This window comes from Bacillus infantis NRRL B-14911, assembly GCF_000473245.1.
Lineage (GTDB): Bacteria > Bacillota > Bacilli > Bacillales > Cytobacillaceae > Bacillus_AB > Bacillus_AB infantis.
Genome location: NC_022524.1, coordinates 3,038,783 through 3,064,197 on the forward strand (window position 1 = coordinate 3,038,783; position 25,415 = coordinate 3,064,197).

25 protein-coding genes and 1 riboswitch are annotated in these 25,415 nt (G+C 46.6%); of the genes, 7 read left to right on the forward strand and 18 right to left on the reverse strand.

The features are described from left to right. Window positions 1-47 precede the first annotated feature (47 nt). The 8 genes from N288_RS15405 to N288_RS15440 form a co-directional block, all read right to left on the reverse strand. Complete coding sequence (locus N288_RS15405; protein WP_035401106.1) at window positions 48-947, reverse strand: 5'-3' exonuclease; 900 nt, start codon at window positions 945-947, stop codon at window positions 48-50. Between the two features lie 128 nt (window positions 948-1,075). Continuing rightward, the gene (locus N288_RS15410; protein WP_009791203.1) at window positions 1,076-1,684 is read right to left on the reverse strand and encodes a hypothetical protein; all 609 of its coding nucleotides are present in this window, start codon (window positions 1,682-1,684) and stop codon (window positions 1,076-1,078) included. A gap of 91 nt (window positions 1,685-1,775) precedes the next feature. Then, window positions 1,776-2,615, reverse strand: coding sequence for a sulfurtransferase (locus tag N288_RS15415; RefSeq protein WP_009791204.1), 840 nt, complete (start codon window positions 2,613-2,615; stop codon window positions 1,776-1,778). Next, entirely contained in the window at window positions 2,590-2,802 is a 213-nt protein-coding gene (locus N288_RS15420) for a hypothetical protein (RefSeq protein WP_009791205.1), read from the reverse strand. The genes N288_RS15415 and N288_RS15420 overlap by 26 nt, the downstream gene beginning before the upstream one ends. Before the next feature lie 6 nt (window positions 2,803-2,808). After that, entirely contained in the window at window positions 2,809-3,558 is a 750-nt protein-coding gene (locus N288_RS15425) for a nucleotidyltransferase domain-containing protein (protein WP_009791206.1), read from the reverse strand. Continuing rightward, window positions 3,521-7,213: a dynamin family protein gene (locus tag N288_RS15430; protein ID WP_009791207.1), complete on the reverse strand. Its 3,693-nt coding sequence runs from the start codon at window positions 7,211-7,213 to the stop codon at window positions 3,521-3,523. The genes N288_RS15425 and N288_RS15430 overlap by 38 nt, the downstream gene beginning before the upstream one ends. 351 nt (window positions 7,214-7,564) lie before the next feature. Beyond that, window positions 7,565-8,140 carry an isoprenylcysteine carboxyl methyltransferase family protein gene (locus N288_RS15435; RefSeq protein ID WP_009791208.1) on the reverse strand — a complete coding sequence of 192 codons (576 nt, stop codon included), beginning with the start codon at window positions 8,138-8,140 and terminating at the stop codon, window positions 7,565-7,567. Between the two features lies 1 nt (window position 8,141). Then, window positions 8,142-9,227, reverse strand: coding sequence for a type III polyketide synthase (locus N288_RS15440; protein ID WP_009791209.1), 1,086 nt, complete (start codon window positions 9,225-9,227; stop codon window positions 8,142-8,144). Between the two features lie 380 nt (window positions 9,228-9,607). Between N288_RS15440 and N288_RS15445 the strand changes: the two genes are divergently transcribed. Next, window positions 9,608-10,057 (forward strand): chemotaxis protein CheX, encoded by a 450-nt coding sequence (locus N288_RS15445; RefSeq protein WP_022544113.1) that lies wholly within the window; start codon window positions 9,608-9,610, stop codon window positions 10,055-10,057. Window positions 10,058-10,134: 77 nt separating this feature from the next. Here N288_RS15445 and N288_RS15450 read toward each other — a convergent pair whose 3' ends face one another. After that, the gene (locus N288_RS15450) at window positions 10,135-10,908 is read right to left on the reverse strand and encodes an SDR family NAD(P)-dependent oxidoreductase (protein WP_035401112.1); all 774 of its coding nucleotides are present in this window, start codon (window positions 10,906-10,908) and stop codon (window positions 10,135-10,137) included. 111 nt (window positions 10,909-11,019) lie between these two features. After that, window positions 11,020-11,160, reverse strand: a complete 141-nt coding sequence (locus N288_RS25205; RefSeq protein ID WP_009791213.1) for a hypothetical protein — start codon at window positions 11,158-11,160, stop codon at window positions 11,020-11,022. Between the two features lie 174 nt (window positions 11,161-11,334). Between N288_RS25205 and pnuC the strand changes: the two genes are divergently transcribed. Together pnuC and nadR are read left to right on the forward strand one after the other, a co-directional pair. Continuing rightward, on the forward strand, window positions 11,335-12,030 hold the full coding sequence (gene pnuC, locus N288_RS15455) for a nicotinamide riboside transporter PnuC (protein ID WP_009791214.1): 696 nt from the start codon (window positions 11,335-11,337) through the stop codon (window positions 12,028-12,030). After that, window positions 12,027-13,064 (forward strand): multifunctional transcriptional regulator/nicotinamide-nucleotide adenylyltransferase/ribosylnicotinamide kinase NadR, encoded by a 1,038-nt coding sequence (gene nadR / locus N288_RS15460; protein WP_009791215.1) that lies wholly within the window; start codon window positions 12,027-12,029, stop codon window positions 13,062-13,064. The genes pnuC and nadR overlap by 4 nt, the downstream gene beginning before the upstream one ends. Before the next feature lie 38 nt (window positions 13,065-13,102). Here the strand turns inward: nadR and N288_RS15465 are convergent, their stop codons facing one another. From N288_RS15465 to N288_RS15475, 3 genes are all read right to left on the reverse strand, one after another. Continuing rightward, the gene (locus N288_RS15465; RefSeq protein WP_248137414.1) at window positions 13,103-13,555 is read right to left on the reverse strand and encodes a DUF6376 family protein; all 453 of its coding nucleotides are present in this window, start codon (window positions 13,553-13,555) and stop codon (window positions 13,103-13,105) included. A 96-nt stretch (window positions 13,556-13,651) separates the two neighbouring features. Continuing rightward, entirely contained in the window at window positions 13,652-14,959 is a 1,308-nt protein-coding gene (locus tag N288_RS15470; protein ID WP_009791217.1) for a nucleobase:cation symporter-2 family protein, read from the reverse strand. Then, window positions 14,956-15,552 carry a xanthine phosphoribosyltransferase gene (locus N288_RS15475; RefSeq protein ID WP_022544114.1) on the reverse strand — a complete coding sequence of 199 codons (597 nt, stop codon included), beginning with the start codon at window positions 15,550-15,552 and terminating at the stop codon, window positions 14,956-14,958. Before N288_RS15475 ends, N288_RS15470 begins: the two co-directional genes overlap by 4 nt. 120 nt (window positions 15,553-15,672) lie before the next feature. Next, window positions 15,673-15,774: riboswitch (purine riboswitch) on the reverse strand. 446 nt (window positions 15,775-16,220) lie between these two features. Between N288_RS15475 and N288_RS15480 the strand changes: the two genes are divergently transcribed. From N288_RS15480 to N288_RS15490, 3 genes are read left to right on the forward strand one after another with little or no spacing between them, the layout of a single operon-like run. After that, the gene (locus tag N288_RS15480) at window positions 16,221-16,370 is read left to right on the forward strand and encodes a hypothetical protein (RefSeq protein WP_009791219.1); all 150 of its coding nucleotides are present in this window, start codon (window positions 16,221-16,223) and stop codon (window positions 16,368-16,370) included. A 53-nt stretch (window positions 16,371-16,423) separates the two neighbouring features. Next, entirely contained in the window at window positions 16,424-16,906 is a 483-nt protein-coding gene (locus N288_RS15485) for a cytochrome c oxidase subunit II (protein WP_022544115.1), read from the forward strand. Then, window positions 16,903-18,555, forward strand: a complete 1,653-nt coding sequence (locus N288_RS15490; protein WP_009791222.1) for a b(o/a)3-type cytochrome-c oxidase subunit 1 — start codon at window positions 16,903-16,905, stop codon at window positions 18,553-18,555. Before N288_RS15485 ends, N288_RS15490 begins: the two co-directional genes overlap by 4 nt. A gap of 122 nt (window positions 18,556-18,677) precedes the next feature. Here the strand turns inward: N288_RS15490 and N288_RS15495 are convergent, their stop codons facing one another. After that, complete coding sequence (locus N288_RS15495; RefSeq protein WP_009791223.1) at window positions 18,678-19,586, reverse strand: DMT family transporter; 909 nt, start codon at window positions 19,584-19,586, stop codon at window positions 18,678-18,680. A 65-nt stretch (window positions 19,587-19,651) separates the two neighbouring features. Further along, window positions 19,652-21,184, reverse strand: a complete 1,533-nt coding sequence (locus N288_RS15500) for a carboxypeptidase M32 (RefSeq protein ID WP_009791224.1) — start codon at window positions 21,182-21,184, stop codon at window positions 19,652-19,654. A 102-nt stretch (window positions 21,185-21,286) separates the two neighbouring features. On the opposite strand from N288_RS15500, the gene N288_RS25715 reads away from it, so the two are divergent. Then, window positions 21,287-21,415, forward strand: coding sequence for a hypothetical protein (locus N288_RS25715; protein ID WP_009791225.1), 129 nt, complete (start codon window positions 21,287-21,289; stop codon window positions 21,413-21,415). A 176-nt stretch (window positions 21,416-21,591) separates the two neighbouring features. On the opposite strand, the gene N288_RS15505 is transcribed toward N288_RS25715, so the two are convergent. The 3 genes from N288_RS15505 to N288_RS15510 form a co-directional block, all read right to left on the reverse strand. Further along, entirely contained in the window at window positions 21,592-23,514 is a 1,923-nt protein-coding gene (locus N288_RS15505; RefSeq protein WP_009791226.1) for an ATP-dependent DNA helicase, read from the reverse strand. Between the two features lie 450 nt (window positions 23,515-23,964). Then, on the reverse strand, window positions 23,965-24,132 hold the full coding sequence (locus N288_RS25210; RefSeq protein WP_009791228.1) for a hypothetical protein: 168 nt from the start codon (window positions 24,130-24,132) through the stop codon (window positions 23,965-23,967). Window positions 24,133-24,214: 82 nt separating this feature from the next. Beyond that, window positions 24,215-25,369 (reverse strand): THUMP domain-containing class I SAM-dependent RNA methyltransferase, encoded by a 1,155-nt coding sequence (locus N288_RS15510; protein ID WP_022544117.1) that lies wholly within the window; start codon window positions 25,367-25,369, stop codon window positions 24,215-24,217. Window positions 25,370-25,415 lie beyond the last annotated feature (46 nt).

The following is a 25,415-nucleotide window of genomic DNA, read 5'->3' on the forward strand; positions in this document are numbered from 1 at the left end:
AAGGAGCTGCAGCTGTGGCAGCTCCTCCAATCTTATATCTGCAGAACTCAGGCAAGGCTCTTGCTTTCCTCAAGCTTTTCGAGATGCCTGTACAGCCCCCTTAATTCCAGTTCACTGAACTTTTCCATCGCCTTTTGCTGATTGATTTTATAAACAGCATCATCCAGGACACATTGGACTGGAACATCGCATTTAATCTCTGCCAGCTGCCTGCTTAGATGGAGCATTTCAAGCCCCTCTTCAATTTTAGCTTTTTGCGCTTTTGTGAGCTTGTCCAGATTCTCGATAACGCCATCCACATGTTCGAACTGCTGCAAAAGCTTTAATGCTGTTTTTTCGCCGATTCCTTTTACCCCAGGATAGTTATCGCTTGGATCTCCCATAAAAGCTTTGAGATCGATCATCTGCCTTGGCGTAATCCCTTTTTCTTCATAAAAGGTATCTGCTGTATGGACAAGATAATTGCCAAACCCTTTTTTAAGCAGGATGACCGAAATATCTTTGTCAAGGAGCTGCAGAATATCCTGGTCGCCCGTCAGGATAGAAACCCTGGCCTCCGGCTGAAGGTTTCTCGCAATCGTGCCGATGCAGTCATCAGCTTCAAACCCGGCCAGCCCGATATTGGGAATATCCATAGCTTCTACAGCTTCTTTGACCAGATCAAACTGAGGAAGCAATTCGATTGGCGCTTCTGAGCGGTTTGCTTTATAGCCGCTGAACATTTCAGTCCTGAAGGTTTTGCTGCCCATATCCCAGCATACAGCCACATGTGTTGGCTTAAAGGATGATACGGCTGTGAAAAAATGCTTCAGAAATCCCTGAATCGCATTAGTCGGAACCCCTTTTGAATTGATCATAAACTGGCCGGTGACAGCAGTTGCAAAGAACGCCCTGAATAACAGTGCCATGCCATCAACAAGCAGCAGGGAAGGTTTATTTTCATTCATCATGTACAGCCCCTTTTCTCTTCATATTTCACTATTATAACATGGATGAAGACACGGCTTCCCTGTAAAGATTTAGGTTCCTTTAACGGGAAAAAGGCCTTGTAAAGGCCTTTCTGTTTACAGGTCCATCACTCTGCCTGCGGGTCTTTTTTAATGACTTCTATTCCCTTTTCTTTGAGTACATACTGCATGGCAACCCTTGCTTTGACTACATTGTTATTCAGCACCATGGAATATTTCTTTCCATCCTTAAAGGTCACAATGAATTTGTCATCAGTTGCTATTCCTCCTGATAGTTTGGCTGTCTGCTCCGCAGCTGCCACTTCATCCCATGTGTATGTTTTTTCCTTCAGCGAAAATATAGGATCGATTGTAATGCCCTTCTGGTCTGCATAATGATACCCGTCTGTACTAAGCAGGATGAGCAGCACACCAATAACAGCACTGCCTGCCAATAACCCTTTCAATCCTGCTGTCATTCTCTGCTTGCTGAGCAGTACAGCTGCAGTTATGCATATGGCTGCCAGCAGCAGCAGGCCGGCAATGAAAACGCCATAGGCAGCCCTTAAGGGTTCAAAGAACCATTCGCCTGATGGTGAAAACAGGATCTCCTGCAGTGGTATCAGAATGAAAATCGGCACAAAACATGACGACAAAATCAAGATGATTGCACATGAAACAAAGATTTGGCTCTTTTCCGTTTTTCTCTTTTTTGTAATGGTATAGCCTGTGCTCATGAAAAAAGATCCCCCTATTAAAATTTCAGAACCTTCTCAATTATACAATATACGAAAAAGTAAAAAAATCCCTTTTTGAGGGATTTTCTTTTTATTTGCCAGCTGCCTGAGCTACTGGATTCTCCGGATAGGAAATCCAGTCGCTGAAGCTGCCGACATACAGCTTTACATTTTCATAGCCTGCTTCCTTTAAAGCAATGAAATTAGGGGCGGCCGTGACGCCTGAACCGCAATAAACAATGACAGGATCTTCCAGTCTGATGCTGCTGAATCTTTTCCTTTGTTCTTCCGCATTCCTGTATTTTCCGCTAGCGAATCCGTCTGTCCATGGATAATTGACTGCTCCGGGAATATGGCCAGCTTTTTTATCAATAGGCTCCTCTATTCCCAGATAGCGTTTTGCCTCCCGTGAATCTATTAAGGTTTTCTTGCTTTCAGCCTCGGAAACCTTTGTTGCCTCTTCTGTATCAGCCAGTATCTCAGCATTTAGGCTTAAGGCATATTCACTCCTCACAATGTGGGGAATTTCTTTTGTCACAGGCTGTCCTTCCTTCTTCCATTCTTTGAAGCCGCCATTCAGGACATAGACGTTTTCGTGGCCGGCATATTTGAGCAGCCACCATAATCTTGCAGCAAACGCCCCTTCTCCGCCGTCATAAGCAATGACAGTTGAATGATTGGAGATTCCCGCCTGTTCAAGTTTTCCCTTGAAATCATCCATATCCGGGAGGGGGTGCCTTCCGCCATGCTTTGACACTTGTCCGGAAAGGTCCTTTTCCAAATGAAAATAAACAGCGCCCGGGATATGTTCTTCAAGATAGGCCTTTTCCCCTTTTTCCGGCTCCCCCAGACTGAACCGGCAATCACAAAACCTGACGTCTTCGCTGCCGAGCCCTTCTATCACCTCATTCAGTTCTTTCACCCATTTCATTTTCTTTTCCCCCTTCCCTTTTCTCCATCAGTTTCCTGACATTTTCCTTTGGATCCCAGCAATTGAACTGGTAATATGGCAATGTGTCAAAGCCGAGCCGCCTGCACCGGTACTCCATTTTTCCCCCGGCCCTTTCTGCCTGGAAATGGATGCAGGTAGCACAAGCATGAAATGATTTCCCCATCATTCCCCCCTAAATATCGAGAAGTTCCCAAAGCCATTGGTTCAGCTTCCCCCTGGTATTTTCCCTTTTGCCAGCCTCCCCCGCCGGAATGTCCAGCTGGTTTGTCTGCCCGTATAAAAGGACTTCCAATTCTGCTCTTTCACTTTCCTTTATCAGTCTGCCACTCACCTTTGATTCTCCAAGGATATGATAGTATGGCAGTATTTGGGCAAAGTCCTGTCCTTCAGGAGCACAGGCAAAGAGATCGGACCAAGGCACAGCTTTCATTTCTTTTGACAGCATTCCTGCCAGCAGGCCGGATCTTGCAGCGTGGATCAGCTGTTTCTGCCTCCTTGGCGTCAATTCCTTGCCCGAGATTTCTTTTAAGTTCCGAACCATCAGTCCCTGATAATGCTTTGCAAGCTTAAGAGAAGAATATTCTTCACTGATGAAGTTCCGGAGACGGCTGGCAAAATCCTGCCTGTCAATATAGACGATTGGCGAATACGCCCATTCATAAAGGCTCGGATTCGATTTTTCCAGCAGGCTGAAAGCCTTGAACAAATCCCAGCCTGCCGAGTCTGCCGGCGAGGCATGGACAATTGTCTGCTGTTCAGGCTTTAACGCTAAATAGCTGCGTACCTCATTGTATTTGTAAATAAAACGAACATCGTAATCCGATTGTTCGGAAGCCGTTCCCCAGGCGCGGCTTCCTGCTTCACATGCATAATATATGGTGATGTTATGCTTCTTTTCCAGATCCTGAAGCCATTCCTTCACGTGACCACCCTTTACTGCCAGATGTGAACTGGACGAGTGAGCGTTCCAGTTCAATCAATTTATCAAGAGGAATTTCATCACTCAGCGCTGCGGAAATCCCTTCATAGTATTCTGCTGCCTGATCTGCCATTTCGGCAGTCAGCTTTCGGTATTCTTCTTCCAGAATGCGTGCATAATAGTCTTTCAGCCTGCTGCTCTCGGAAGCCAGATAATTGTCAGCCGGTCCATCCAGCACTTTGTGCAGTTCCTCGCCCAGCTGTTTTCTGCCATTCTGTTCAAAGAATGTCTTAGGGCTTTTAAAATAGCTTAAAGCCTTTTTGAACAGTCCGGGCTCCAGGTCCGAAAAAGCGGATGTGAAATCAAGCCCTGGATGGCTGGAGACTTCAAATTCTGTAAAAGTAATGTCTCCGCTGATTTTGCTGATGGAAGATACCAGGGAGGCCTGGGCTTCCTTTGCCAGCTTGCCGGCAAATACTTCAAGTCTCAGCGAGGTCGCCCTCATCTCCTGGGCAAAATCAAATCCGAAAGAGCTGAGGAAGTCTGCCAGGGCATCCTGGAGCGCTTTCTTCATATTCCTTCCATCATCTTTCAGGACAGAAGGATTAAAGGCTTCTTTGATAAAATCGCCAAACCTGAAAAATACCCGCTGCTTAATGTAAAAGATGAGCTCATCCGCTTCCTGCTCAAGTCTTTTCTTCAGCATCAGGGAAGAGCCTTTTTCAAGAATATCCCGGACTCCAGCCTTCTCCCCTGCTATCTTCTCGCGTTTCATCTGCTTTGCCGACTCATCTTCCCGGGAAGAGCGGATAAAACTCCTGAGCTGACCGATGGCTCGTTCCCATTCATTTTCAGCCGAGTTTACGGCAATGGCAGAGAGCTCGCTGGAAATGAACGAATAAAACCGTTCCTCGAACTCTGCCAAATAAGATTTGCCGGCTGCCTCTCCCAGCTTCTCCTGAAGTCCAAGCAGACTTGAGACCGGATTCAGATGCGGCCGGCGAATGCCGTACTGAGTCAGCTGATCTTCCACATAGCGGAGCACAGACTCCATCTCCTCCTCACTTGAGGCGAGATCTACTGCATTGACGGCAAAGAACATTTTGTCGAGTTCAAAAGACTCCTTCACCCTTCCAAGCTGGATGAGGAATTCCCTGTCAGCCCTTGAAAATGCATGATTATAATAGGTGACAAAAAGGATGGCATCTGAATTTTTTATATAATCGAATGCAACACCTGTATGGCGGGCATTGATGGAATCGGCTCCAGGAGTGTCGACAAGGGTGATGCCCTGCCTCGTCAATGGGCAGTCATAAAACACCTCAATCAGCTCCACCAGACAGGATTTCTCTTCATCTGCCACAAAGGCCCCGAATTCTGCCAGACTCACTGTCATCGTATCTCCCAGCTTGGCACGGTAATCCGGATAACCTTTCGAAAAGGCATTCAGGAAAGCCAGATGGGTTTTTTCACTGCTGTTCAGATCCCCTGCTTCACTCAGCTTTCCTATTTTTCGCAGGGCATCTTCAAGATCTGTTGCCTGTTCATTGAAAGCCTTAAGGGAACGATTGACATCTCCGTAAAGGACCTCGGCTGTTTTAAAATGCACCAGGCTTGTGCCATGGGCATGATCATGATCGACAGGCCTGATCTTGTTGATTGCTGCTGTAGTCGGATTTGGCGAAACCGGCAGCAGCCTTTCGCCAATCAGCGCATTTGCGAACGATGACTTGCCGGCACTGAAGGCTCCGAATAATGCAACCGTATAGTCCTTGTCCTTCAGCCGCGCTGCTTTTCTGGCCAATTCGGCAGCCGTCTTGGAAAAGCCGGGAACGCCCTTCAATTTCTCAGCTGTAAATAATAGCTTTTTGATTATGTCATCCGGATCTGCGCTTCGCCCGGCAAATTGAATCTCTTCTTCTTCCATCTCAGCTTTATCGTTCACCTTATCCAAAAAGTCTTCTTCTTCATCCGGCGCAACTTCGGCTGTTTCTGTGTCTGCTGTCAGCTCGATTGCGCTGGCACTGAGCTGATCAGAAGGATAGTCTTCATGGATTACCTGCTCCAGCCTCATTTTTGCAGCCAGCTGTTTTTCTTTCATTTCATTCAGGCTGATCCACGCCTCTGCAAGACCTTTGACTTCCCTGTATTCCGCTTCTGATTTTTCAATTGCTTCGGAAGAATTTTCTGCCGCTTTTTGGATCATGATGTTTTTGATTTGTTCGAAATGATCCTTAGCCGTTTTTTTGACCGCTGAGGCAACATCCTCTGTATAGTTAAGCACATATTCACCTGTCAGCATGGCTCCGCTTTTCACAGTCTGTTCGATCATTTGTGCTGTAAACGGGATGGAGAAGCTTTGCACCGCTTCCAGCAGTTCCGGATCATGCAGCTCTTTTTCTTTTATTGTACTTGAAAACACTTCCTTTATATGCCAGACCAGCTCCGACCTTACCCGGTCATGAAGGTCCTGATAAAAGGCATCAAGGCGGCGGGCTGATTCCTCCCCGGTTTTCTGGCGTGAGAAAAACAGGCCGACTTTAAATCCCGGCTGACGGGATTCGAGATACTTTTCTGCAAGCTCCCTTGTCTGGTAAGGCATCAGGTAAGCATTCTTTAAGACCTTTTCCAGCTCCTTTCCAAGGTGTTCCTGGAAAGAATCCCTTTCTGCCTTTCTCTTATTGAGCTTATCCGCCAAAGCAGCAGCGTCCTTTTCTAGAGTCTCTCTCCGCTGTCCCGGAAGCCCTTCCAATATTCCGTTCAAACGCTGTTCTTCTGACTCATCGAGCGCCTCCAGGAATCGGATATGCTCATCAGCGAGCCTTTTTATAGCTTCCTCTGCTGCCCGGGGAAGCAATTCCTTGCTTAAAGCCATCTTTTCATGGATGAATTGGCGCAGCTTTCCGAACTCATTATGAGGATGTTCCTCTTGCTTTAGTGAGGTATAGAAAATATGTTCAGGCTGAACCCCCCAGGAAGAAAATGACTCTCTCACACTGGCTTTGAACTTTGCCATGCTTATTTCTTCTTCACGGTGTTTATCAATCTGATTGATGATCAGATAAATCTCTTTTCCAGCAGCAGCAAGCTCTTTTGTAAACAGAAAATTAAGCTCTGACTGGACATGATTATAATCCATCACGTAAAAAATGAGGTCGGAAAGGTGAAGGGCAGATTCTGTTGAAATTCTGTGGGCATCATCTGCCGAATCGATTCCCGGTGTATCCATGACTGCGATATTCTCCGGGAGGATTGTTCCCGGCTTGCTGATTTCGATCGAGTGGATCTGGCCGCCATCCCGGCAATACTGCTTTACACGCTCATAATCATATGGAGCAGGATAGAGGCGGGGATTACCTTCTTTAAAATAGACCTTGGCATAATCCTCCCCCGCTTTAATTTTCACTAAATTGGCGCTGGTAGGAATCGGGCTCGACGGCAAGAGGTCTTCACCGATGATTTTATTGACCATGCTTGATTTTCCGGCTGAGAAATGGCCGCAAAAAGCAATAGTAAACTCATCCCGGCTGATTTTTCTGGCAAGCTGGCCCGCCTTTTCTGCTGTTTGGGCATCTTTCTGTTCTGCTAAATAATCATGAAAGGCAGCGGCTTTGTTGAGCTTCTCTGCTGTCCGCTGTTCAGGCAATGTGAATGACATCCGATACTTCTCCTTGCTTTTATGAATTTACTATCATTTTAAACGATAATTCGCTCTTTTCATATATTTATAACTATGCAGCTGCCAGGCCGTGCGGAAGGAGCTCTTATAAGCTAAAAAAAATAAACAAAAAACCCTTTCCTTAAAGGGAAAGGGCCTGGAATATTTTATTTCACTGTCTGCGGCTTAGCAACATGGCTTAAGACGTGCTTCATGACAAACGAGTATACAGCGATCACACCAATAATAAAAACAGATACCATATGTAACACCGTCCTTGGTTGAATTATTTTTTCAATTGAGAATAATATTCAGCCTCATTTAGAAGTTTATCATCAATGATAATCATTTTCAACTGCTTTCTTCAGAAATTCGTTTTCTTCCTGGAAGAAAACGGTTACGCCGCAATTTTTGCCGGTATTCAGTCAGGCCGCTGAGAGCCTGTTCTTCTGCAGGTATCCTGACTGAGAGGATGGCTAGATTAAGAATTGAAAATACGGCCAATGTCCAATACGCCTGGAACATCAGAGGAAAAGCGAGGAATTCCAAGGTTACAATTACATAGTTCGGATGCCGGATGAACCGGTAAGGCCCTCTCATGACCACATTGGCATGGGGTATAACCAGGATTTTTGTATTCCAGTACTTCCCCAGGGAAAGCAGTGCCCAGAGCCGGCCAGCCTGAGTGATTATGATCACTGTCAAAATTGCTGGCCACAAGGACGAAAGGGTCCTGCTCCCCCACGAAACCTCAAAACTGTAAAAAAGAAAGAAAGAAGCATGAATCATGACCATTATACTGTAGTGCCCCTTGCCAAACTCAAGGGCTCCCCGGCTTTTCATCCATTTTTCATTGCTTCTGGCTACTGCCAGTTCCCCGACCCTTTGGAGCATGATGATCAAAATAAAAACAGTGAACCAATCCATATCATTCCCACCTCAGCAATAGCAGTTCAGAGCTGAAGCCCGGCCCCAGTGCTGCCGCAATCCCAAGCTCGCCTGCCTTCCCTTTTTCCATGAATCTTCTCAGTACATACAAGATTGTAGCTGAAGACATATTGCCGAACTCCTTCAGCACCTGAAGGGATATATCTGTCATATGGGGAGAAAACTGCAGGCTGGTGACATAGGCATCCAGCACCTTTTTCCCGCCGGGATGAGCAACAAAATGATCTATTTCGTCCAGTCTGGTGTCCATCCTTTTCAGAAAGCTTTCTACATTGGGCTTGAGCCAGTTTTCAATAATGGAGGGAATATCCTTGGAAAACACTACATAGAGACCCTCGTTCCTCACATCCCACCCCATTACGTCAAGGGAATCAGGCATGGTTGTCGAAGCTGTGCCAATTATCCTTGGAATGGCGTGAGAACGCTCCATATTAACCAATTCCGCTTGATCACCGGCCATTAAGACACATGCAGCACCGTCTGCAAATAAAGAAGTGCCGATCAGATTGCTTTTGCTCCGATCATTTTTCTGGAAGGTCAGGCTGCAAAGCTCGACTGCCAGGACAATCACTTTCGCCTTTGGATAAGCAAGGCAGTACTCATAAGCCCTTGATAACCCTGACGCTCCTCCGGCACAGCCGAGCCCCCATAAAGGGATCCTTTTTGTATGCTGTGAAAAAGGCAGGACGTTCATGATTCTTGCGTCCAGGCTTGGAGTGGAAATTCCGGTGCTTGTCACCATGAATATGGCATCAACCTCCGAATAATCTATTTTTCGTCCCAGGAACTGTCTGTCATGGAGGCAATTCCGGATGGCTTCTGCCCCAAGCTCTACCGCACACTCAATAAAAGCCTGATTTTTTTCTTCAAAAGAATGTTCTCTCCTGTACCAGTCCATTCCTTTGGCAAAATGCCTCTTATGTATCTGGCCATTATGAAAGGCTTTTAAAAGCCTTTCAACATCCTTGAAGGACTCCGAAAACAAGTCCCTTGCAAACTCCATTACTTGTCCCTGCTCCAGCCTGTGGGCAGGAATGGCTTCGGCAGCCGAGATGATAGCTGGCATTTTTATACGCTCCTCGCTCTATAAACAATTCCTTGTTAATTTTTCCAAACAAAGAAGTATTATACACAGTTTCTCATCTGGCACGGCTTTCGGGATGCAGCAGGAACAGCGGGAGCGCGGACAAAAAAAAGCTTCCCCGCCTGGAGGAAGCTTCACGTTTTGAAGGAGTTGCTGTGCTCTTTTATTATATATTGTTTTACTGGGGCATTCATTATTTAATCTTTTCCAATTAATATCCACCCGAAGCGATACTTTCAGCCCAGAGACTTTTGACCCGCAGCCTTTGGGAAATAATAAGATACGTTTTTGCAAAAAACTTACTACCAGCAGCGGGAAATTATGTTAATATTAATGTTAGCTGGTTGCTGGAGGGATCATTCATGTCATTGACAAAAAATGTTGAAGATATCATTAGCGGGACTATTGAATCAATTAAAAGTGTTTTTCCTTTTGAATCTTCAGTTGAGGAGCCGGCGCAATTTTCACAGCCCTTTACACAGCATAGCATTGGTGTGCTGATTGGAATGACGGGCGATTTGCGGGGCAGAGTCATTATAGATGGAGAAGAGCAGGCTTTCAGCAAAATCGGCGAAGCTATGTTTGGAATGCTGCTGGAAGGTGAAATGCTGGAATCTTTCGCGGGTGAACTCGGAAATATGATTGCCGGCAATCTATCTATTAACTTATCAGGGCAGGGCCTTCAGATTGATATCACTCCCCCTACGGTCCTTGTAGGCGAGACGAAGGTCTATGGGTTTGAGAAGGCCTACAGCCTGCCTGTAAAGCTTTCAGGCGCAGGTGAGCTGATGGTCGTCCTGATGCTTGAATAGCCGCAGCGGACGCCTATCAGCTGGATAAAAGGAATAGACATCCCCCGGCACATCGCCGGGGGATTTGACTATTCTGTCTAAAATCCTTTAATCGTCATGCCGCCGTCAACAAATAGTGTCTGGCCGGTCACATAGCTGCCGGCAGCACTCGCCAGGAATACTGTCGGACCAACCAGCTCCTCCAGCTCGCCGACCCGGTTCAGCGGCGTCACATCCAATATTTCCTGCAGATATTCCGGATCTGCAAGGAGCTTTTCTGTAAGCGGCGTTTTAAAATACCACGGACCTATTGCATTGACGTTGATGTTGTAAGGGCCCCATTCCATGGCAAGTACTTTAGTCATCTGGATTAATGCGGCTTTTGTTGCTGCATACACAACTCCCGTCCTTAAAGCAACATGTCCGGCAACTGAGGCAATCGTAATGATCCTGCCCGGTGTCCCGCTGTCCTTCATAACCCTTCCGGCCTCCTGGGAGACCATGAATGCGGATTTGAGATTAGTATCCATGATTGTCTGCCATTCTTCATCTGTTACATCAAGCGCTTTTGAACGGATATTCATGCCTGCATTATTGACGGCAATATCCAGTCTTCCCCAATGTTCTGCAGCGGTTTTGACTGCATTATGTACATCTTCCCTTTTGACTGCATCAGCCTGGATGACAATGGCCTCCCTGCCAGTCTTCCTCACTTCTGCGGCGGTTTCCTCCAGATCGGCCTTCGTTCTTGCCAGCAGGGCTACATCTGCACCCGCTTCTGCCAGCCCAATTGCAAGGGCCCGTCCTATTCCCCGCCCCGCACCGGTCACTAATGCCTTTTTCCCTTCTACCCTGAAATCAGGCAAATACATATCCATCACCCTTTTTAGAAAATTCATATAAATTTTAACATACAGCATGCCAGGACACCTAACTCTCTGCCTCATGCAGGAAAAAGGGCACGCTGCCGGCGCCCTTCCAGCCTATTCCTTGGATTTATCAGATGAAAGCTCCTGTGCCTGGACGTTTATGATAATTTTCTTGCCTGCAGCAGAACCGCATACTTTACAGCTTCCCTCTTCATTGTAAAGGAGCCTGCAATGCTCGCAATAGAACTTTTCCACTTCTTCACCCTCATTCTGTATTGCTGCAATTATATTTTATTTATTAAAAAACAAAATGTTCCTCTGCTAAGCTTCCATGGTAAAAAAACAGGAAATTTATTCCCTTTTCAGAAAATAATCACCTATAATAAGTTTTAGGCTGTATGGCCGCATCTGCTTTCATAGGAGGAAACCATGAAAATATTCCGCGATTGGACGATATTTGAAATAAGCTGGCTTCTTGTTTTTATACTTATTAATGTGTATTTGTTTATTGCCTGGCAGGATTCCCTTCTTGGCCTTATTTCTTCTTTGGCCGGGATGCTTTGTGTTGTCCTCGTAGCAAAGGGAAAAATCGCAAACTATTATTTCGGCATTATCCAGACAGGGACATATGCTTATATTTCCTATACCTACGGGCTGTATGGGGAAGCCATGCTCAATGGCCTGTTCTATTTTCCCATTCAGTTTATCGGCATTTATCTCTGGAGAAAGAATATGACAAAGGACAGCATAAAAGGGGAAGATGTGAAGGTTAAGACGCTTGATTCCAAGGGATGGTCCCTTCTCGGAATTACTGTGCTGGTGTCCATTTTTCTATATGCCCTCCTCCTTGACTATCTGGGGGGGAGATCTGTTTATATTGACTCTGCCACAAATGTCCTTTCCGTAACAGCACAGATATTGATGCTGAGAAGATTCGCCGAGCAGTGGCTTCTATGGATCCTTGTCAATGTCCTGTCGGTCATCCTCTGGTTTAATGCTCTGATTTCAACAGGGGGCAATGATATATCTATGCTCGTCATGTGGACGGCATTCTTGTTTAACAGCATTTATGGGTATATAAATTGGACGAAACTTTATAAAAAACAGGGAGCTGCAGCGGTTTGAAGAAAAAAACAATTGGTATGTACGGGGGAAAGTTCCTGCCTTTCCCCCATCTTGGCCATGTATACAGCATGACGGCGGCAGCTGCAACAGCTGACGAGCTTCATGTCATCATCTCACACGACAGCGACTATGAAAGAAAGCTTTTTGAAGGCGGCTGTGCAGAGCATGTCAGCTTTACACTGCGGCTCCGCTGGTGGAAACAGCTGACCAGGGAGCTGCCGCATGTACATGTCCATGAAATTTATGATGAACAGACCGGCTCTTTCTCCGATTGGGAAAATGGCGCAAAAAAGATCCGTGCCGCAATCGGCAGTCCGATCGATTTTGTGTTCAGCTCAGAGCCGGATTACGGACCGATTTTTTCCCGTCTTTACCCGGAAGCTGAGCATATCCTCATAGATCCGGAGAGAAAAAGGTATCCGGTATCAGGTACGATGTTCAGGAAAGATGGCGTGCTGAAGCATTGGGATATGGTGCCTAAATGTGTCCGGCCGCATTTCGTCAAAAAAGTGGTGATTGCCGGGACTGAAAGCTGCGGAAAATCCACGCTGACAGCCAATATGGCCCAGATTTATAATACTTCTTTTGTGAAGGAGTATGGCCGGACCTTTTATGAAGAACTTGGAGGATGCGAGGGAATAACAGTACCGGAAGACTACCCCCATATTGCATATGCACATAAGCTGGAGGAATGGAAGCAGCTGAAGCTGGCAGACAAAATCCTTTTTGTTGATACTGAGGCAATCACCACCCAGTTTTTCTCTCACGCCTATCTGAATAAAAGACAGCCTGTGCTCGATGAAATGGCCAGACTGCAGGAGTATGATTTATGGCTTTTATTGGAGCCGGATGTAGATTGGGTCGATGACGGGACAAGAAGCTTCGGGCATCAGGATTTGCGCTGGAAGAATCATCTACTTCTGAAATCTCTTCTTGATGAACATCATGTGTGCTATAAAATAATCAACGGCAGCTACCGGGAGAGGCTGGAAAAGAGCATTAAATTTACGGATGAGCTGCTGGAAGGAAAATGACAAGTTAAAAGGGCATCAGGGCGATGCCCTTTTATCAGTTAATTCATCAGCCCTTCAATCCGGTTCAGCAGGGCAGATGCATCATTTATTGTTTTAATCATTTCTGAGTTTTCCAATTGATCAAGGGCCAGATTGCCGCCATCTATAGCCAGATTGATTTCTTCCAGCAGCTCTTCATTTTTGGCAGCCAGCTCCTCATGAATGGCCTCAGCGGGAGCAGGTATATCCTGAAGCTGAATAAAGTTCTCAATATCCTGTTTTAGATTAACCAGCCTTTCCTCAAGCTGGTGCCGGATTTCTGAATCCCCGGCAGCTACTTCAATCATCCCCGGGGCATCCTCGGCAAATGCATTCAGCTTTTCAATATGCTCTGCAGCTTTATTGGCATACTCTGCAGTGCCGGCAGCCTCTTCCAGAAAGGAGCAGCCTGCAAGCGAAAGGGCTGTCACTGCAAACATGAACAGCCGGAAGATTATCTTCAATACTCTCATTCCTCCTTTAAGTTTCATATTATTCAATACGTTTATCATGAGAATATGTTTCACAAAAAAAACCATCCCCATTAAAAGCGGGATGGCTGGCTATTATTATGCTGCCTTCTCTTCAAGCTTAGAGGCCGCGGTCTTTGCTTTGGAGGTTTTTACATTGAATACAAGATTGAGTGCAATAGCCGTCAAACTTCCCGCTACAATGCCGTTATCTGTCAGGATCCTGATGCTCTCAGGCATTTCAGCGAACAGGCCTGGAACTGCTGTGACTCCAAGCCCCATTCCGACAGAGCAGGCGATGATCAGCAGATTTTCCTGTGAAGAAAAGTCCACCTGGCTGAGCATTTTGATTCCATAGGCGATGACCATCCCAAACATGGCAATCATTGCGCCGCCCAATACAGCTGATGGAATGACTGTAGTCATGGCGCCGATTTTTGGAACCAGGCCAAGGAGGACAAGGAATACGCCCGCTGTGTAAATGACATTCTTGGTTTTCACACCTGACAGCTGGAGAAGGCCGACATTCTGAGAATACGTTGTATATGGAAATGCATTGAACAGCCCGCCAAGGACAATCGCAAGCCCTTCTGCCCTGTAGCCGTTTGCCAGGTCTTTCTTATCCAGCTTCTTGCCGCAAATATCCCCCAGGGCGAAATAAACGCCTGTTGATTCAACCAGGCTGACCATCGCGATAATGATCATTGTCAGGATTGCTGCCGGTTCAAATGTCGGCATCCCGAAATAGAAAGGCTGGACCATATGGAACCATGAAGCCTCACCCACTGCCGAGAAATCTGATTTCCCCATCAGGAATGCAGCGGCTGTTCCAGCAAATAGTCCTAGCAGGATTGAAACAGAGCGGATAAATCCGGTAAACAAGCGATACAAAATAATGATGAAGAATAAAGTTCCAAATGCAAGGGCCAGATTGGAAAGCGAACCATAATCGGCACTGCCTTCGCCGCCAGCCATATTATTCATGGCAACCGGGATAAGTGTGATACCAATGATGGTAACAACCGAGCCTGTTACAACCGGAGGGAAGAAACGCACAAGATTTCCGAAATATTTTCCTACCAGTATAACAAAAAGGCCCGAAACCAAAATAGATCCATAAATAGCTGTAATGCCATATTGCCCGCCAATCGCAATCATCGGGCTGACTGCGGTAAACGTACAGCCAAGCACAACCGGAAGGCCGATGCCGAAGAATTGATTGCGCCATACCTGGAGGATCGTCGCCACTCCGCACATTAAGATATCAATGGAAACAAGATAGGTCAGCTCTTCTCCTGACAGCCCCAGGGCCCCGCCCACTATAAGGGGTACAATGACAGCACCTGCATACATGGCTAAAACATGCTGGATTCCCAATGAAGCTATTTTAAATGGTGAGTTTTTCATCGTGTTGATGCCTCCCTGCTATTTTCCAAGAATGTGATGCTTCCATTCCCAAGCGACTGGATCCGTGCAAGGGAAACCACTTTGACAGTTTTCTCTTCCAACAGGCTGCGTCCTTCCTGGAAGGACTTTTCAATAACGATTCCAACGCCCGCAACTGAAGCCCCGGCCTGTCCGGCAAGTTCGATGAGCCCCAAAGCAGCCTGGCCATTGGCCAGGAAGTCGTCAATGATAAGGACCCTGTCATCAGCGCCAAGATATTTGGAAGATGCTGAAATCTCGTTGGACTCTTGCTTTGTGAAAGAATAGACACTGGCGGAAAGCAGCCCTTCTGAGAGAGTCAATGATTTTCTTTTTCTCGCGAACAGCACGGGCACCCCAAGCTCGATCCCAGCCATGACAGATGGAGCAATCCCTGACGATTCCAGCGTAAGAATCTTCGTAATAGCTTCCCCTGCAAAACGTGCTGCAAACTCTTTGCCTATTTCCTTCATCAGGAAAGGGTCGATCTGATGGTTGAGAAACGAGTCTACCTTAAGGACACTGTCAGACAGCACCCGTCCTTCTCTTTTGATTGTTTCTTCTAGTAGTTTCATCATTATCCTCCCTATGAATAGAAAAATAAAAAAGCCTGAAGGAAATCACTCACTGCAAAAAAATGAGTGAAGCAATCCCTTCAGGCTTTTATAAGGCAGGGGCAACAGCAAAAGATCCCATGCCTCCCATTGCTCACCCATAGTCAGACTGTTAACGGCAGTCCGGTAGAAACTTGCAGGCCATATTCCCGCGATTATATGAGTGTATCGTTATGAAATTATGTTTCATTATAACACCCCAGCAAGATATTTCAATAGTTTAATAAGAGAAAAAGTCGAATTATTTGTTTTTATTCCACTTGCATTGTTCGCTTTTAGTGATAATATGGTGCTTTTTGGCTCTTGAGAAGCACTTATACAGTCCATTTCTGAATAATCCTAAAATAGTGAATATAATCCCCTGGGGAGAGTCATTCCATTTCTCAGCCTGGGCTTATTTACTTAATGACGCATTGAGTATTTCTCCTTTTCACATAAATTTCACATTTCTATATAAGAATCCCGGTCCTTCCGGCCTGCTGCAGCAATTTTACACTATTGGCATAGTGCCAACAGAATGAATGAACACTTTGTGAAACAGGTGAAGACTGGTAGAATCCGGAGAAATTCCTTGTATGATGAACATGTAATCATTATTTATTCATCCATATTGAAAGGAGAAAAAAGCCATGGCAAACACGGAACTTGGCAGGAAAAATAAAACAAAGATCGAGGATGCTTCATCTTTAAAGGGAACCTTGGCCTCTGTGTTTATTCTGGGTTTATTTTTAATCGGAGTATGGGCAGGCGTCTATTTTTTATTTACAGATCGATTTTAATCATCAAGCATGCTATCCATTATGATTGAAATGCCTGAAGGGAGAAGAAAGCTATGCATATGCATAAATTTGAAAAAGCCTGGCTCGGGTTCGGAATCGGCTCACTGATCGTTTTCTTGACGGTTCTTGGCATCAGCGCATTCTATCTTGGCAACCAGCCCCCGAGCTGCCTTGCAACCATCAATCCGGAGAAGGTGGACCAGACGGCGCCTTTCAATGAGCCCGGCCTAAAAAAAGTGGAGGGAAAGGATTGGGATTATGAGCTGGTATTCGTTGCCTCCGCCTTTTCCTATAATCCTGGCGAAATTGAAATACCCCTTGGGGCGAAGGTGAAGATCATGGCAACGACAAAGGACGTTATCCACGGCTTTGAGGTCGCCGGCTCGAATATCAATATGATGCTGGAGCCCGGATATATCAGTGAGCATACAGCAACTTTTGATAAAGCTGGAGAGTATCTTATCTTGTGCAATGAGTACTGCGGTGCAGGACATCATATGATGACGTCAAAAATAAAGGTGGTTGAAGCATCATGAAGCAAAATCAGAATACAAAGGTTGACAGACAGGACGGGAAGCTAGCCATGGCTCATTTCTATGTAGCCTTCACAGCGCTCGCAATCGGCGGCCTTGCCGGTTTACTGCAGGTGCTCGTCCGCTCCGGCAAGTTCCAGCTGCCGGCTGGAATCGGCTATTATCAGATTCTCACTGTCCATGGAGTCGTATTGGGACTGGTACTGACAACGTTCTTCATTATGGGCTTCCAGCTTGCAGCAGTCAGCAAAACAGCCGGGACCTTGACGAAAAAGCAGCGGACGATGGGCTGGATCGGTTTTTGGCTCATGACAGCCGGAACCATGATGGCAGCCGTCATGATACTGCTGAATGAAGCAAGCGTTTTGTATACCTTTTATGCCCCGTTGCAGGCACATGCCATTTATTATATTGGACTGACTTTCGTAGTAGTCGGCAGCTGGTTTGATGGCGCTGCGATTATCATGAAGTATGCAGAGTGGCGCAGGAATAATCCCAGGCAGCCGAGCCCCCTGCTTACATTCATGAGCCTGGTAAATACCATCATGTGGATCGTCGCTACCATTGGAGTGGCCGCAACGGTGCTGATACAGCTGCTGCCATGGTCACTTGGCCTGGTCGAGACCGTCAATGTCGGAGTCAGCCGGACGCTCTTCTGGTATTTCGGACATCCGCTCGTGTATTTTTGGCTCCTTCCTGCTTATATGGGCTGGTATGTTGTCATTCCGAGAGTAATTGGCGCAAAAATTTTTTCTGATTCACTGGCCCGGATGTCATTCATTCTATTTCTGCTATTTTCCATACCGGTCGGATTCCACCATCAGCTGATGGAGCCGGGTATCGACGCGGCATGGAAATTCCTGCAGGTAATCCTGACATTCCTGGTTGTTATCCCTTCTTTAATGACTGCCTTTTCACTGTTTGCTACATTTGAGGGATTTGGAAGATCCAAAGGGGCAACAGGCTTATTCGGCTGGCTCAAAAAACTGCCATGGGGGGATGCCCGCTTTACAGTTCCATTCATCGGGATGGTTGCCTTCATCCCTGCAGGTGCAGGAGGCATTGTTAACGCATCACACCAGATGAACCAGGTAGTCCACAACACAATCTGGGTAACCGGCCACTTCCATTTGACCGTTGCAACTGCTGTGGTCCTGACATTCTTCGGCATTTCTTACTGGCTGGTGCCGCATTTGACCGGCAGAGTCCTTACGAAAGCGATGAACCGCCTCGCCATTACACAAGGAGTGCTTTGGGCAATCGGCATGACATTCATGTCCGGGGCCATGCATGCTGCAGGATTATTGGGCGCCCCCCGCCGCTCTTCTTTTTCTGAGTACGGCGGAGCGGCACAGGCAGCTGAATGGATTCCCTATCAGGTCGCACAGGCAATTGGAGGATCCATCCTGTTCCTTGCTATCATCCTGATGCTGTATATCTTTGTAAATCTCGCCTTCATGGCCCCTAAAGGCTCTGAAGAATTCCCGGTAGGCGAAACAGCGGAAAATGCCGAAAAAACGCCGCTTGTCTTTGAAAACTGGAAGCTCTGGCTCGGCATCACCGCTGCCCTCATCCTGTTTGCCTACACCATCCCGTTCATCGACCTGATCCAAAACGCACCGCCGGGATCTAAAGGGTATAAACTATGGTAATCATCTTGCCAGGAGTAAGGAACGCAGGCAAAAAACGCCGCGTCCTGCGGGCCAGCTTAAGACAAGCCAAAATAATTTTCCAGACTGAAAGAAAACACTCCAGCAGCTGCTGGAGTGTTTCTTTATGCACTATTCCCTGTCTCAAGGGGTGTTCTCCCCTTTCTTTCCGGGAGGTTCACGAGGATGACGCACAGAAGGATTATGATAGAGCCGGACAGCTGCATGTAACCCAGTGATTCTGAATATAAAGCAACACCCATAAAGATGGCTACGACAGGCTCAATTGTAGCAATGACCGCTGCTTTGCTGCTTTCTGTCTTTTCTAAACCCCAGGTGTAAAGAAAATAGGCCAGGACGGTCGGCAGCAGGCCTAGGCCAAGGCCCAGGAACAGAACCTCCGGCTGTAAAAACAGAGAAGCTTTTTCCCATAGCCTGGTAATCGGCAGCAGAACAGCAGAGGCAGTCACGAAGGTATACAGCGTGACAGTAAACGGCTCATACTTTTGGAGCGCAAACTTCCCAAATATGCTGTAAAGCGCATAGCCAAGACCTGCTCCCAGTCCAGTTACCACCCCAATCACACTCAAACCGGAACCGCCCCCCACCCCTGCAATCAGGATGCAGCCGGCAACAGTCCCGCAAACGGCAATGATTTTCCGCCCGGTTATTTTCTCTTTCAGGAAAATATAGGACAACACTGCGACAAAAGCGGGAGAAGTATACAGCAGTATGACTGCAATCGAAATATCCATCAAATTAATGCTCGTAAAATAACACCAATTAAAAAATACAATGCTGCAAATTCCGGTGCCGGCAAACAGGCCAATATCAGAAGTCCTTTTTAAAGCCAGCCGGCCCGGGCCCAGAAAAAGCCCTATCAGCAGCAAAGCCGCAGCTGCAGTTACTGCCCGGATCCCGACGATTTCCATTGAGGAAAAGCCGAACCCGGACAAGCCCCTGATAAAATAGGCAATCAGGCCCCATAAAGATGCACCGGCAGAGATTGCAAAATACGGCATCAGCTTCTTCATTGCCTCACCCTGCAGAAAAAGAGCGGCTGCACCCCGCTCTTTTTCCCTTTCTTTATTTTTTCAAATTAACGGGAGGACTCTTTTAAACGGTAAACCTTCCCGTATTTCTCATAAAGATACTCTGACAGGCAGCTGGCATTCAGCCCTTCGCCAGTAACATCTTCAAGAATCTCAAGCGGCTTTTTCAGCTTGCCGTACTGATGGACATTTTTCGTGAACCATTCCTTGACTGGCGCAAGATCCCCCTTTTCCAGAAGCTGGTCGTAATCAGGAAGATCCTTCAGCAGCGCCTGCTTTAGCTGTGCCGCGTACATATATCCGAGTGCATAGGAAGGGAAATACCCAAAGCTGCCCCCGGCCCAATGGACATCCTGAAGAACTCCTTCTGCATCATTGGATGGTCGCACTCCCAGGTATTCTTCGTATTTGCTGTTCCAGATTTCCGGAAGGTCCTTCACTTCAATTTCATCATTGAACAGTCCTTTTTCGATTTCATAGCGGACAATAACATGAAGCGGATAGGTCAGTTCGTCTGCTTCAATCCTGATCAGCGACGGTTTTGACTCATTGATGGCACGATAGAAATCTTCCAGCTCCACCCCATCAAACTGGCCATCAGCGTACTGCTTGAGCAGTCCGTAGTTTTTCTTCCAGAATGACTCACTGCGCCCTACAAAATTCTCATAAAAGAGAGACTGTGATTCATGGATTCCCATTGATGTCCCTGTGCAAAGCGGCGTGCCTATAAGGTCTTTGGAAATATTCTGTTCATACAGCGCATGGCCGCCTTCATGGATTGTACCGAATACAGCAGTGCGGAAGTCCTTCTCATCATATTTCGTTGTCACCCTGACATCCCCTGGATTCAAGCCGGTCGCAAATGGATGTACCGTTTCATCAAGTCTTCCTGCATCAAAGTTATAGCCCATCTGCTTCAGGATTTCCAAGCTGAAATCACGCTGCTTCTCCTTTGGGAAATTTTCATACAAAAAGCTGGTATCCGGCTTTGAATCTGATTCGGATATGCTCTTGACGAGAGGCACGATTTTGCTTCTGAGCTCGCCAAAGACTTCATCCAGCACATCGACTGTCACACCCGGCTCATACAAATCCAGGAGTGTGTTGTATTTATTGCCTTCATAGCCCCAATACTGGATAAAGCGCTTATTGGCTTCCACAAGCTTTTCCAGATACGGCTGGAAAAGCGTGAAATCCGATTTCTCTTTAGCCTCTTCCCATACACTTTCAGCCTTTGACTGCAGGATAACGTATTCCTTATACTCCTCAGCCGGAATCTTCTTATTCCGGTCATATTCTTTCTTGCTTTCTTCAAGAACCTTCACAGTAATTGCATCAAGTGATGCAGCCGCTTCTTCTCCTGAAAGCTTTGCTATGTATGCAGCCATTTCCTCGGAAGTGGACATCTTGAACACTTCTGAAGAAAGCATGCCAATTACTTCAGTGCGCTGGTCTACCCCCTGCTTGGGAGCGCCCGTACGGAGATCCCAGTATATTAATGACAGAGCCTCATTATAAGCGCCCATCTTTTTAACAAAATCAAGAAAGTCTTTTTCAGTTTTTTTCAATGCTTCGTTCATGCTGGCATCCCCCTAAAAATCATTTGCAACATATATTTTATCACATTTTTCTGAATAAAACGCTAGAATAGAACTGCAAATCACCTAAAAACAGGAGGAAGAATGATGAGGGAACCTGCCGGAACCTGCGTACAATGCGGGAAAACGATTTATTGCCTGGACGGATTTTTCAACGGAATCATAACGGATGACAAGAAAGCGATCTGCTTTGAATGCAGTGAAGAAGGCTGAAGGAATAGATCTCTCTTTATGGTTGTGCCGTTAGTTTGCATGCTGACCCCTGCTTGAAAAACGGGAATACAAACCTGCAGCGAATGAGGACCAAAGTAAAATTTATTCTCCCTGTCGGTCCCCTTCAATGGATGCAAAAAGCCCCTCCCTCTGCCAAGAGGGGGGGCATCAAAACCTTATTTAACAGGTGTAACAGGCAGCACAGCTTCAACAGACTCAAGCACAGAAACATCTTCTTCTCTGCTGGTCAGGATGTGTACTGTTCCTCTGTCCTCATGGCTCCTGATAAGCCTGCCGATTCCCTGGCGGAGCCTGAGGAGCATGTATGGCATGTCGATTTCCCGGAACGAATCTTCCGCGCTTTCACGCTTGGCATCAAACACCGGATCATGCGGAGGGAACGGGAGTGAGAAAATGATTACATTTTCGAGTGATCTGCCAGGTATATCTAAGCCCTCCCAAAGATTTGTAGAGCAAAGGACCGCTTCTTCTTCGTTCTGGAATTTTGAGACGAGCGTACTGATTTCAGCCTCTCCTTCAAAATAGACAGGGAATTCCGTCTTGCCCTGTGCATAGTCCCTAAAAAGGTTCAGTTCTCTCTGATCTGTAAAGAGCACAAGGCCTCTGCCTCCAGATTTCTTAAGCTGTTCCAGAGTATATTCCATTTTGCCGGTGATATCTTCTTCACTGTATTCAGGCATATGAATGGCCATTTTCTCTTCATAGCTGAAAGGTGATGCTACAGTGAATGATAAATAGTCGTCGATGCCAAGGCTCGTGGCCATATAATCAAAGGAGCCTTTTTCCGATAATGTGGCGGAAGAAAAGATAAATGGCTTCTTTTGGGAAAACACCTCATCCCTCATGATTTCCTCTACCATTCTAGGCATGATGACAAGGGTCCGTTCACCATTATGTTCTTCAAACCAATTGATTCCTCCCTTATCTTTCATAAAAAGGGAGAGCGAGAATGATATTTGCTCAAGATATTCTTCAACAACCTTGAGGTCATATTCATTTATAACATACATTTCGCTTTCAAAGACAAGCTCCTCTTCCAGCGAGCCGATCATTTCAAGCAGGAGCTTTCCTTCTTTCAGAACAGCCGGCCCTTTGGCAATCTGCTGTTTCTCAGAGTCCGTCCGGCTGCCGGCAGCAGCTGAAAGGGCATGGAAGAAGGTCTCATTCTGGACGATGGTGTCTTCAATCAGATTCAAAGTTTTTTCCCTTACGTCATTTGCCATCAGGCGGGTAAGGAGCGATTCAAGAATCTGCTCGGTCAGCCTGTATGTCAAGGCTTTCTGGCTGGCATACTCAAGCAGATGCCCTTCATCGAATACAACCGTGCAGGATTCAGGCAGCAGGGGCAGCTGGCCTTCCCTTTTGCGGGATTCTTTTGTCCAGATATGCTCCATATAGAAGTCATGCGAGCAGATGATCAGGTCCTGGCTGTTCCGGTAATAATCCCTGTGAAGTGTCTGGCCGCACCGGTGCCTTTTCTCACATGTAAAGCAATCCTGAAGGGAATCCCATGATAAACCGGTCCATTCGCTGTCTGTCAGCTCAGGATAATCTTTCCTGTCTCCGTATCTTTCGAAATTCTGCAGCGATCCTCCGCTGTGGGTAAAGGACGGAAGCTGGTCATAAATGTTTCCATATGCCTCATAGTCCTGTTCCGCTACAGCCTTGTCCAGCTTGTTCAAGCAAAGATATTGATCCCTTGACTTAGCCAGGCGTACATCAATATTCAATCCAAGCGCTTTTTCCAGCTTCGCAATATCACCTTCTTTTTTTACAAGCTGCTCGATGAGAGTTTCATCGGCACAGGCGATGATGGCCGGCTTATTCGTATATCTCGCGTAGCAGATGGAATACAGGAGATAGACAAGCGTTTTTCCTGTTCCGACACCAGCTTCAGCAAAGATTGTCTTTTTCTCCTTGAAGGCATTTTCCAGCTGGAAAGCCATATAGATTTGTTCGTCTCTTAATTCAAAACCGGCTTCAGGGAGCAGATCATAGAAAACATCCCCGATCCAGTCGCCAAGCTTTTCAAAAAATGATTCTGTTTTTGCTACTGCAAAGGGCAATTGGTTTTGCATGTAATCCTCCTATATCCAGAAGCGTCCCGGGGGCTTCCTGTATCTTTGGAAAATGGCGGGGGACCGGACATCGGCCTGTGAGCCTCGTCCGCCTATAGCGGAAAAACTCCTGAACATGCAGGCGTTCCTGCGATTTCTCAGCATAAAAAAGTATAACCGCCTGTCAGAGGCGGTAATTTTCAATATTATTTATGGCCATGGAAGCACGGCCCTTCACTTTTTATATACAAGCTGCCATATGCAGCATCTTCGAACTCCAAACCAGGAGGCCAAGAATCATTTTATACTATTTTTTCAACTAGTCAAGCTCAAGGGGCCGGGAGCACTATGGGATGAATCAGGAATTCGTCAGTACAGGCTGTACATTTATCATCTTGAACGGCAAAAAACCGGCGCTCCCTTCGAGGAGGCCAGCCTTGTGCCTGGTTATTGCCGGACACCGGGCAGGATTTACTGCTGCCTGCCGGAAAGGGAAAAGGACAGGGCCTGCCGGAGCTCATGCTGGGCACTTTTCAGTTCATCCAGCACCTGATCGGCAGGCGTTTCTTTTACCAGCATTTCCATCGAGTAGTCAAGCGCCTGAGAAATTCTATTGAAATCAAGAGTCCTGTAATCCATTGGCTCTCCTCCTGTAAATAAAACTAGCCCATCTAATACAAAACCGATAGAGTATTGCTAGTTTATTCAATAAGAGAACCCTTTATTCCTCTTTCTGCCTGTTTTCTCTTGGCGGACGCTTGCCCCAGTATTGATAGAGGTCTGTTCGGATGAAACCGTTGAACAGCTTCCTTTTCTTGGTTGCCTGGCGCCCGAAATGCTGTTCAAAGTCCTCATCGGAAGTAAGCATATAAATCGACCATGTATCCAGCCCTGAGAGCGCTTCTCCCATTTCACGGTACATTTTCTGTACAGCCCCTTTTTCCCCAAGCCTCTCGCCATATGGAGGGTTGCCGACAATCACACCATATTCTTTATTGGAGGTAAAGTCCCTCACCTGCATCTGCTTGAATTGGATCATGTCCCCCAGGCCTGCTTCAAATGCATTTTCCTGGGCAATTTTCACCATCCTGTGATCAATATCAGATCCAGTGATATCTAATGGCTGATCATAGTCTGCCAAATCCTCAGCTTCATTTCTGGCTTCATCCCATACCTTTTCCGGCATCCAGCCCCACTTCTCAGAGGTAAATTCCCGGTTAAAGCCCGGGGCAATATTCTGCCCGATCAAGGCCGCCTCGATCGGGATGGTCCCTGATCCGCAGAAAGGATCTGCAAATGGCTTGTCCGGTGTCCAGTTCGTCAGCTGGACGAGCGCAGCAGCCAGGGTTTCCTTCAGCGGAGCTTCTCCCTGTCCTGCCCGGTATCCCCGTTTATGAAGGCCGCTTCCGCTGGCATCCAGAGTCAGGGTTGCTGTATCTTTCAGCATAGAGATTTCAATGCGGCATAATGGACCCGTTTCATCAAACCAGCCTGTTTTTTTATACTTTGTCCTCAGCTTCTCGACAATCGCCTTTTTGACGATTGCCTGGCAGTCGGAAACACTGAACAGCTTTGATTTGACAGACTTGCCGATTACCGGGAACTCAGCATCTTCTGCAATATACTGTTCCCATGGAAGGCTTTTTGTTTTTTCAAACAGCTCATCGAAAGTATAAGCTTTAAATTCGCCGATTTTGATTTTGATCCGGTCTGCCGTTCTCAGCCATAAATTGCTTCTCGCTATAGCTGTCTCATCCCCTATGTATTCAACTCTTCCGTTTTCCACCTGGCATTCATAGCCAAGTGCCCGCACTTCCTTTGCAACGAGCGCTTCAAGCCCCATTGCCGCTGTTGCGATGATTTGGTATTTTCCCATGTAAGACATCCTTTCCAGTAGATCTTCCCTTCATTATTGCCGGCCA

Bases quoted from the DNA above. Each gene is read 5' to 3' on its own strand.
- N288_RS15405 (WP_035401106.1), bottom strand. From the start codon at position 947: ATGAATGAAAATAAACCTTCCCTGCTGCTTGTTGATGGCATGGCACTG.
- N288_RS15410 (WP_009791203.1), bottom strand. From the start codon at position 1,684: ATGAGCACAGGCTATACCATTACAAAAAAGAGAAAAACGGAAAAGAGC.
- N288_RS15415 (WP_009791204.1), bottom strand. From the start codon at position 2,615: ATGAAATGGGTGAAAGAACTGAATGAGGTGATAGAAGGGCTCGGCAGC.
- N288_RS15420 (WP_009791205.1), bottom strand. From the start codon at position 2,802: ATGATGGGGAAATCATTTCATGCTTGTGCTACCTGCATCCATTTCCAG.
- N288_RS15430 (WP_009791207.1), bottom strand. From the start codon at position 7,213: ATGTCATTCACATTGCCTGAACAGCGGACAGCAGAGAAGCTCAACAAA.
- N288_RS15435 (WP_009791208.1), bottom strand. From the start codon at position 8,140: ATGGATTGGTTCACTGTTTTTATTTTGATCATCATGCTCCAAAGGGTC.
- N288_RS15440 (WP_009791209.1), bottom strand. From the start codon at position 9,227: ATGCCAGCTATCATCTCGGCTGCCGAAGCCATTCCTGCCCACAGGCTG.
- N288_RS15445 (WP_022544113.1), top strand. From the start codon at position 9,608: ATGTCATTGACAAAAAATGTTGAAGATATCATTAGCGGGACTATTGAA.
- N288_RS15450 (WP_035401112.1), bottom strand. From the start codon at position 10,908: ATGTATTTGCCTGATTTCAGGGTAGAAGGGAAAAAGGCATTAGTGACC.
- pnuC (WP_009791214.1), top strand. From the start codon at position 11,335: ATGAAAATATTCCGCGATTGGACGATATTTGAAATAAGCTGGCTTCTT.
- N288_RS15465 (WP_248137414.1), bottom strand. From the start codon at position 13,555: ATGAGAGTATTGAAGATAATCTTCCGGCTGTTCATGTTTGCAGTGACA.
- N288_RS15470 (WP_009791217.1), bottom strand. From the start codon at position 14,959: ATGAAAAACTCACCATTTAAAATAGCTTCATTGGGAATCCAGCATGTT.
- N288_RS15475 (WP_022544114.1), bottom strand. From the start codon at position 15,552: ATGAAACTACTAGAAGAAACAATCAAAAGAGAAGGACGGGTGCTGTCT.
- N288_RS15480 (WP_009791219.1), top strand. From the start codon at position 16,221: ATGGCAAACACGGAACTTGGCAGGAAAAATAAAACAAAGATCGAGGAT.
- N288_RS15485 (WP_022544115.1), top strand. From the start codon at position 16,424: ATGCATATGCATAAATTTGAAAAAGCCTGGCTCGGGTTCGGAATCGGC.
- N288_RS15490 (WP_009791222.1), top strand. From the start codon at position 16,903: ATGAAGCAAAATCAGAATACAAAGGTTGACAGACAGGACGGGAAGCTA.
- N288_RS15495 (WP_009791223.1), bottom strand. From the start codon at position 19,586: ATGAAGAAGCTGATGCCGTATTTTGCAATCTCTGCCGGTGCATCTTTA.
- N288_RS15500 (WP_009791224.1), bottom strand. From the start codon at position 21,184: ATGAACGAAGCATTGAAAAAAACTGAAAAAGACTTTCTTGATTTTGTT.
- N288_RS25715 (WP_009791225.1), top strand. From the start codon at position 21,287: ATGATGAGGGAACCTGCCGGAACCTGCGTACAATGCGGGAAAACGATT.
- N288_RS15505 (WP_009791226.1), bottom strand. From the start codon at position 23,514: ATGCAAAACCAATTGCCCTTTGCAGTAGCAAAAACAGAATCATTTTTT.
- N288_RS25210 (WP_009791228.1), bottom strand. From the start codon at position 24,132: ATGGATTACAGGACTCTTGATTTCAATAGAATTTCTCAGGCGCTTGAC.
- N288_RS15510 (WP_022544117.1), bottom strand. From the start codon at position 25,369: ATGGGAAAATACCAAATCATCGCAACAGCGGCAATGGGGCTTGAAGCG.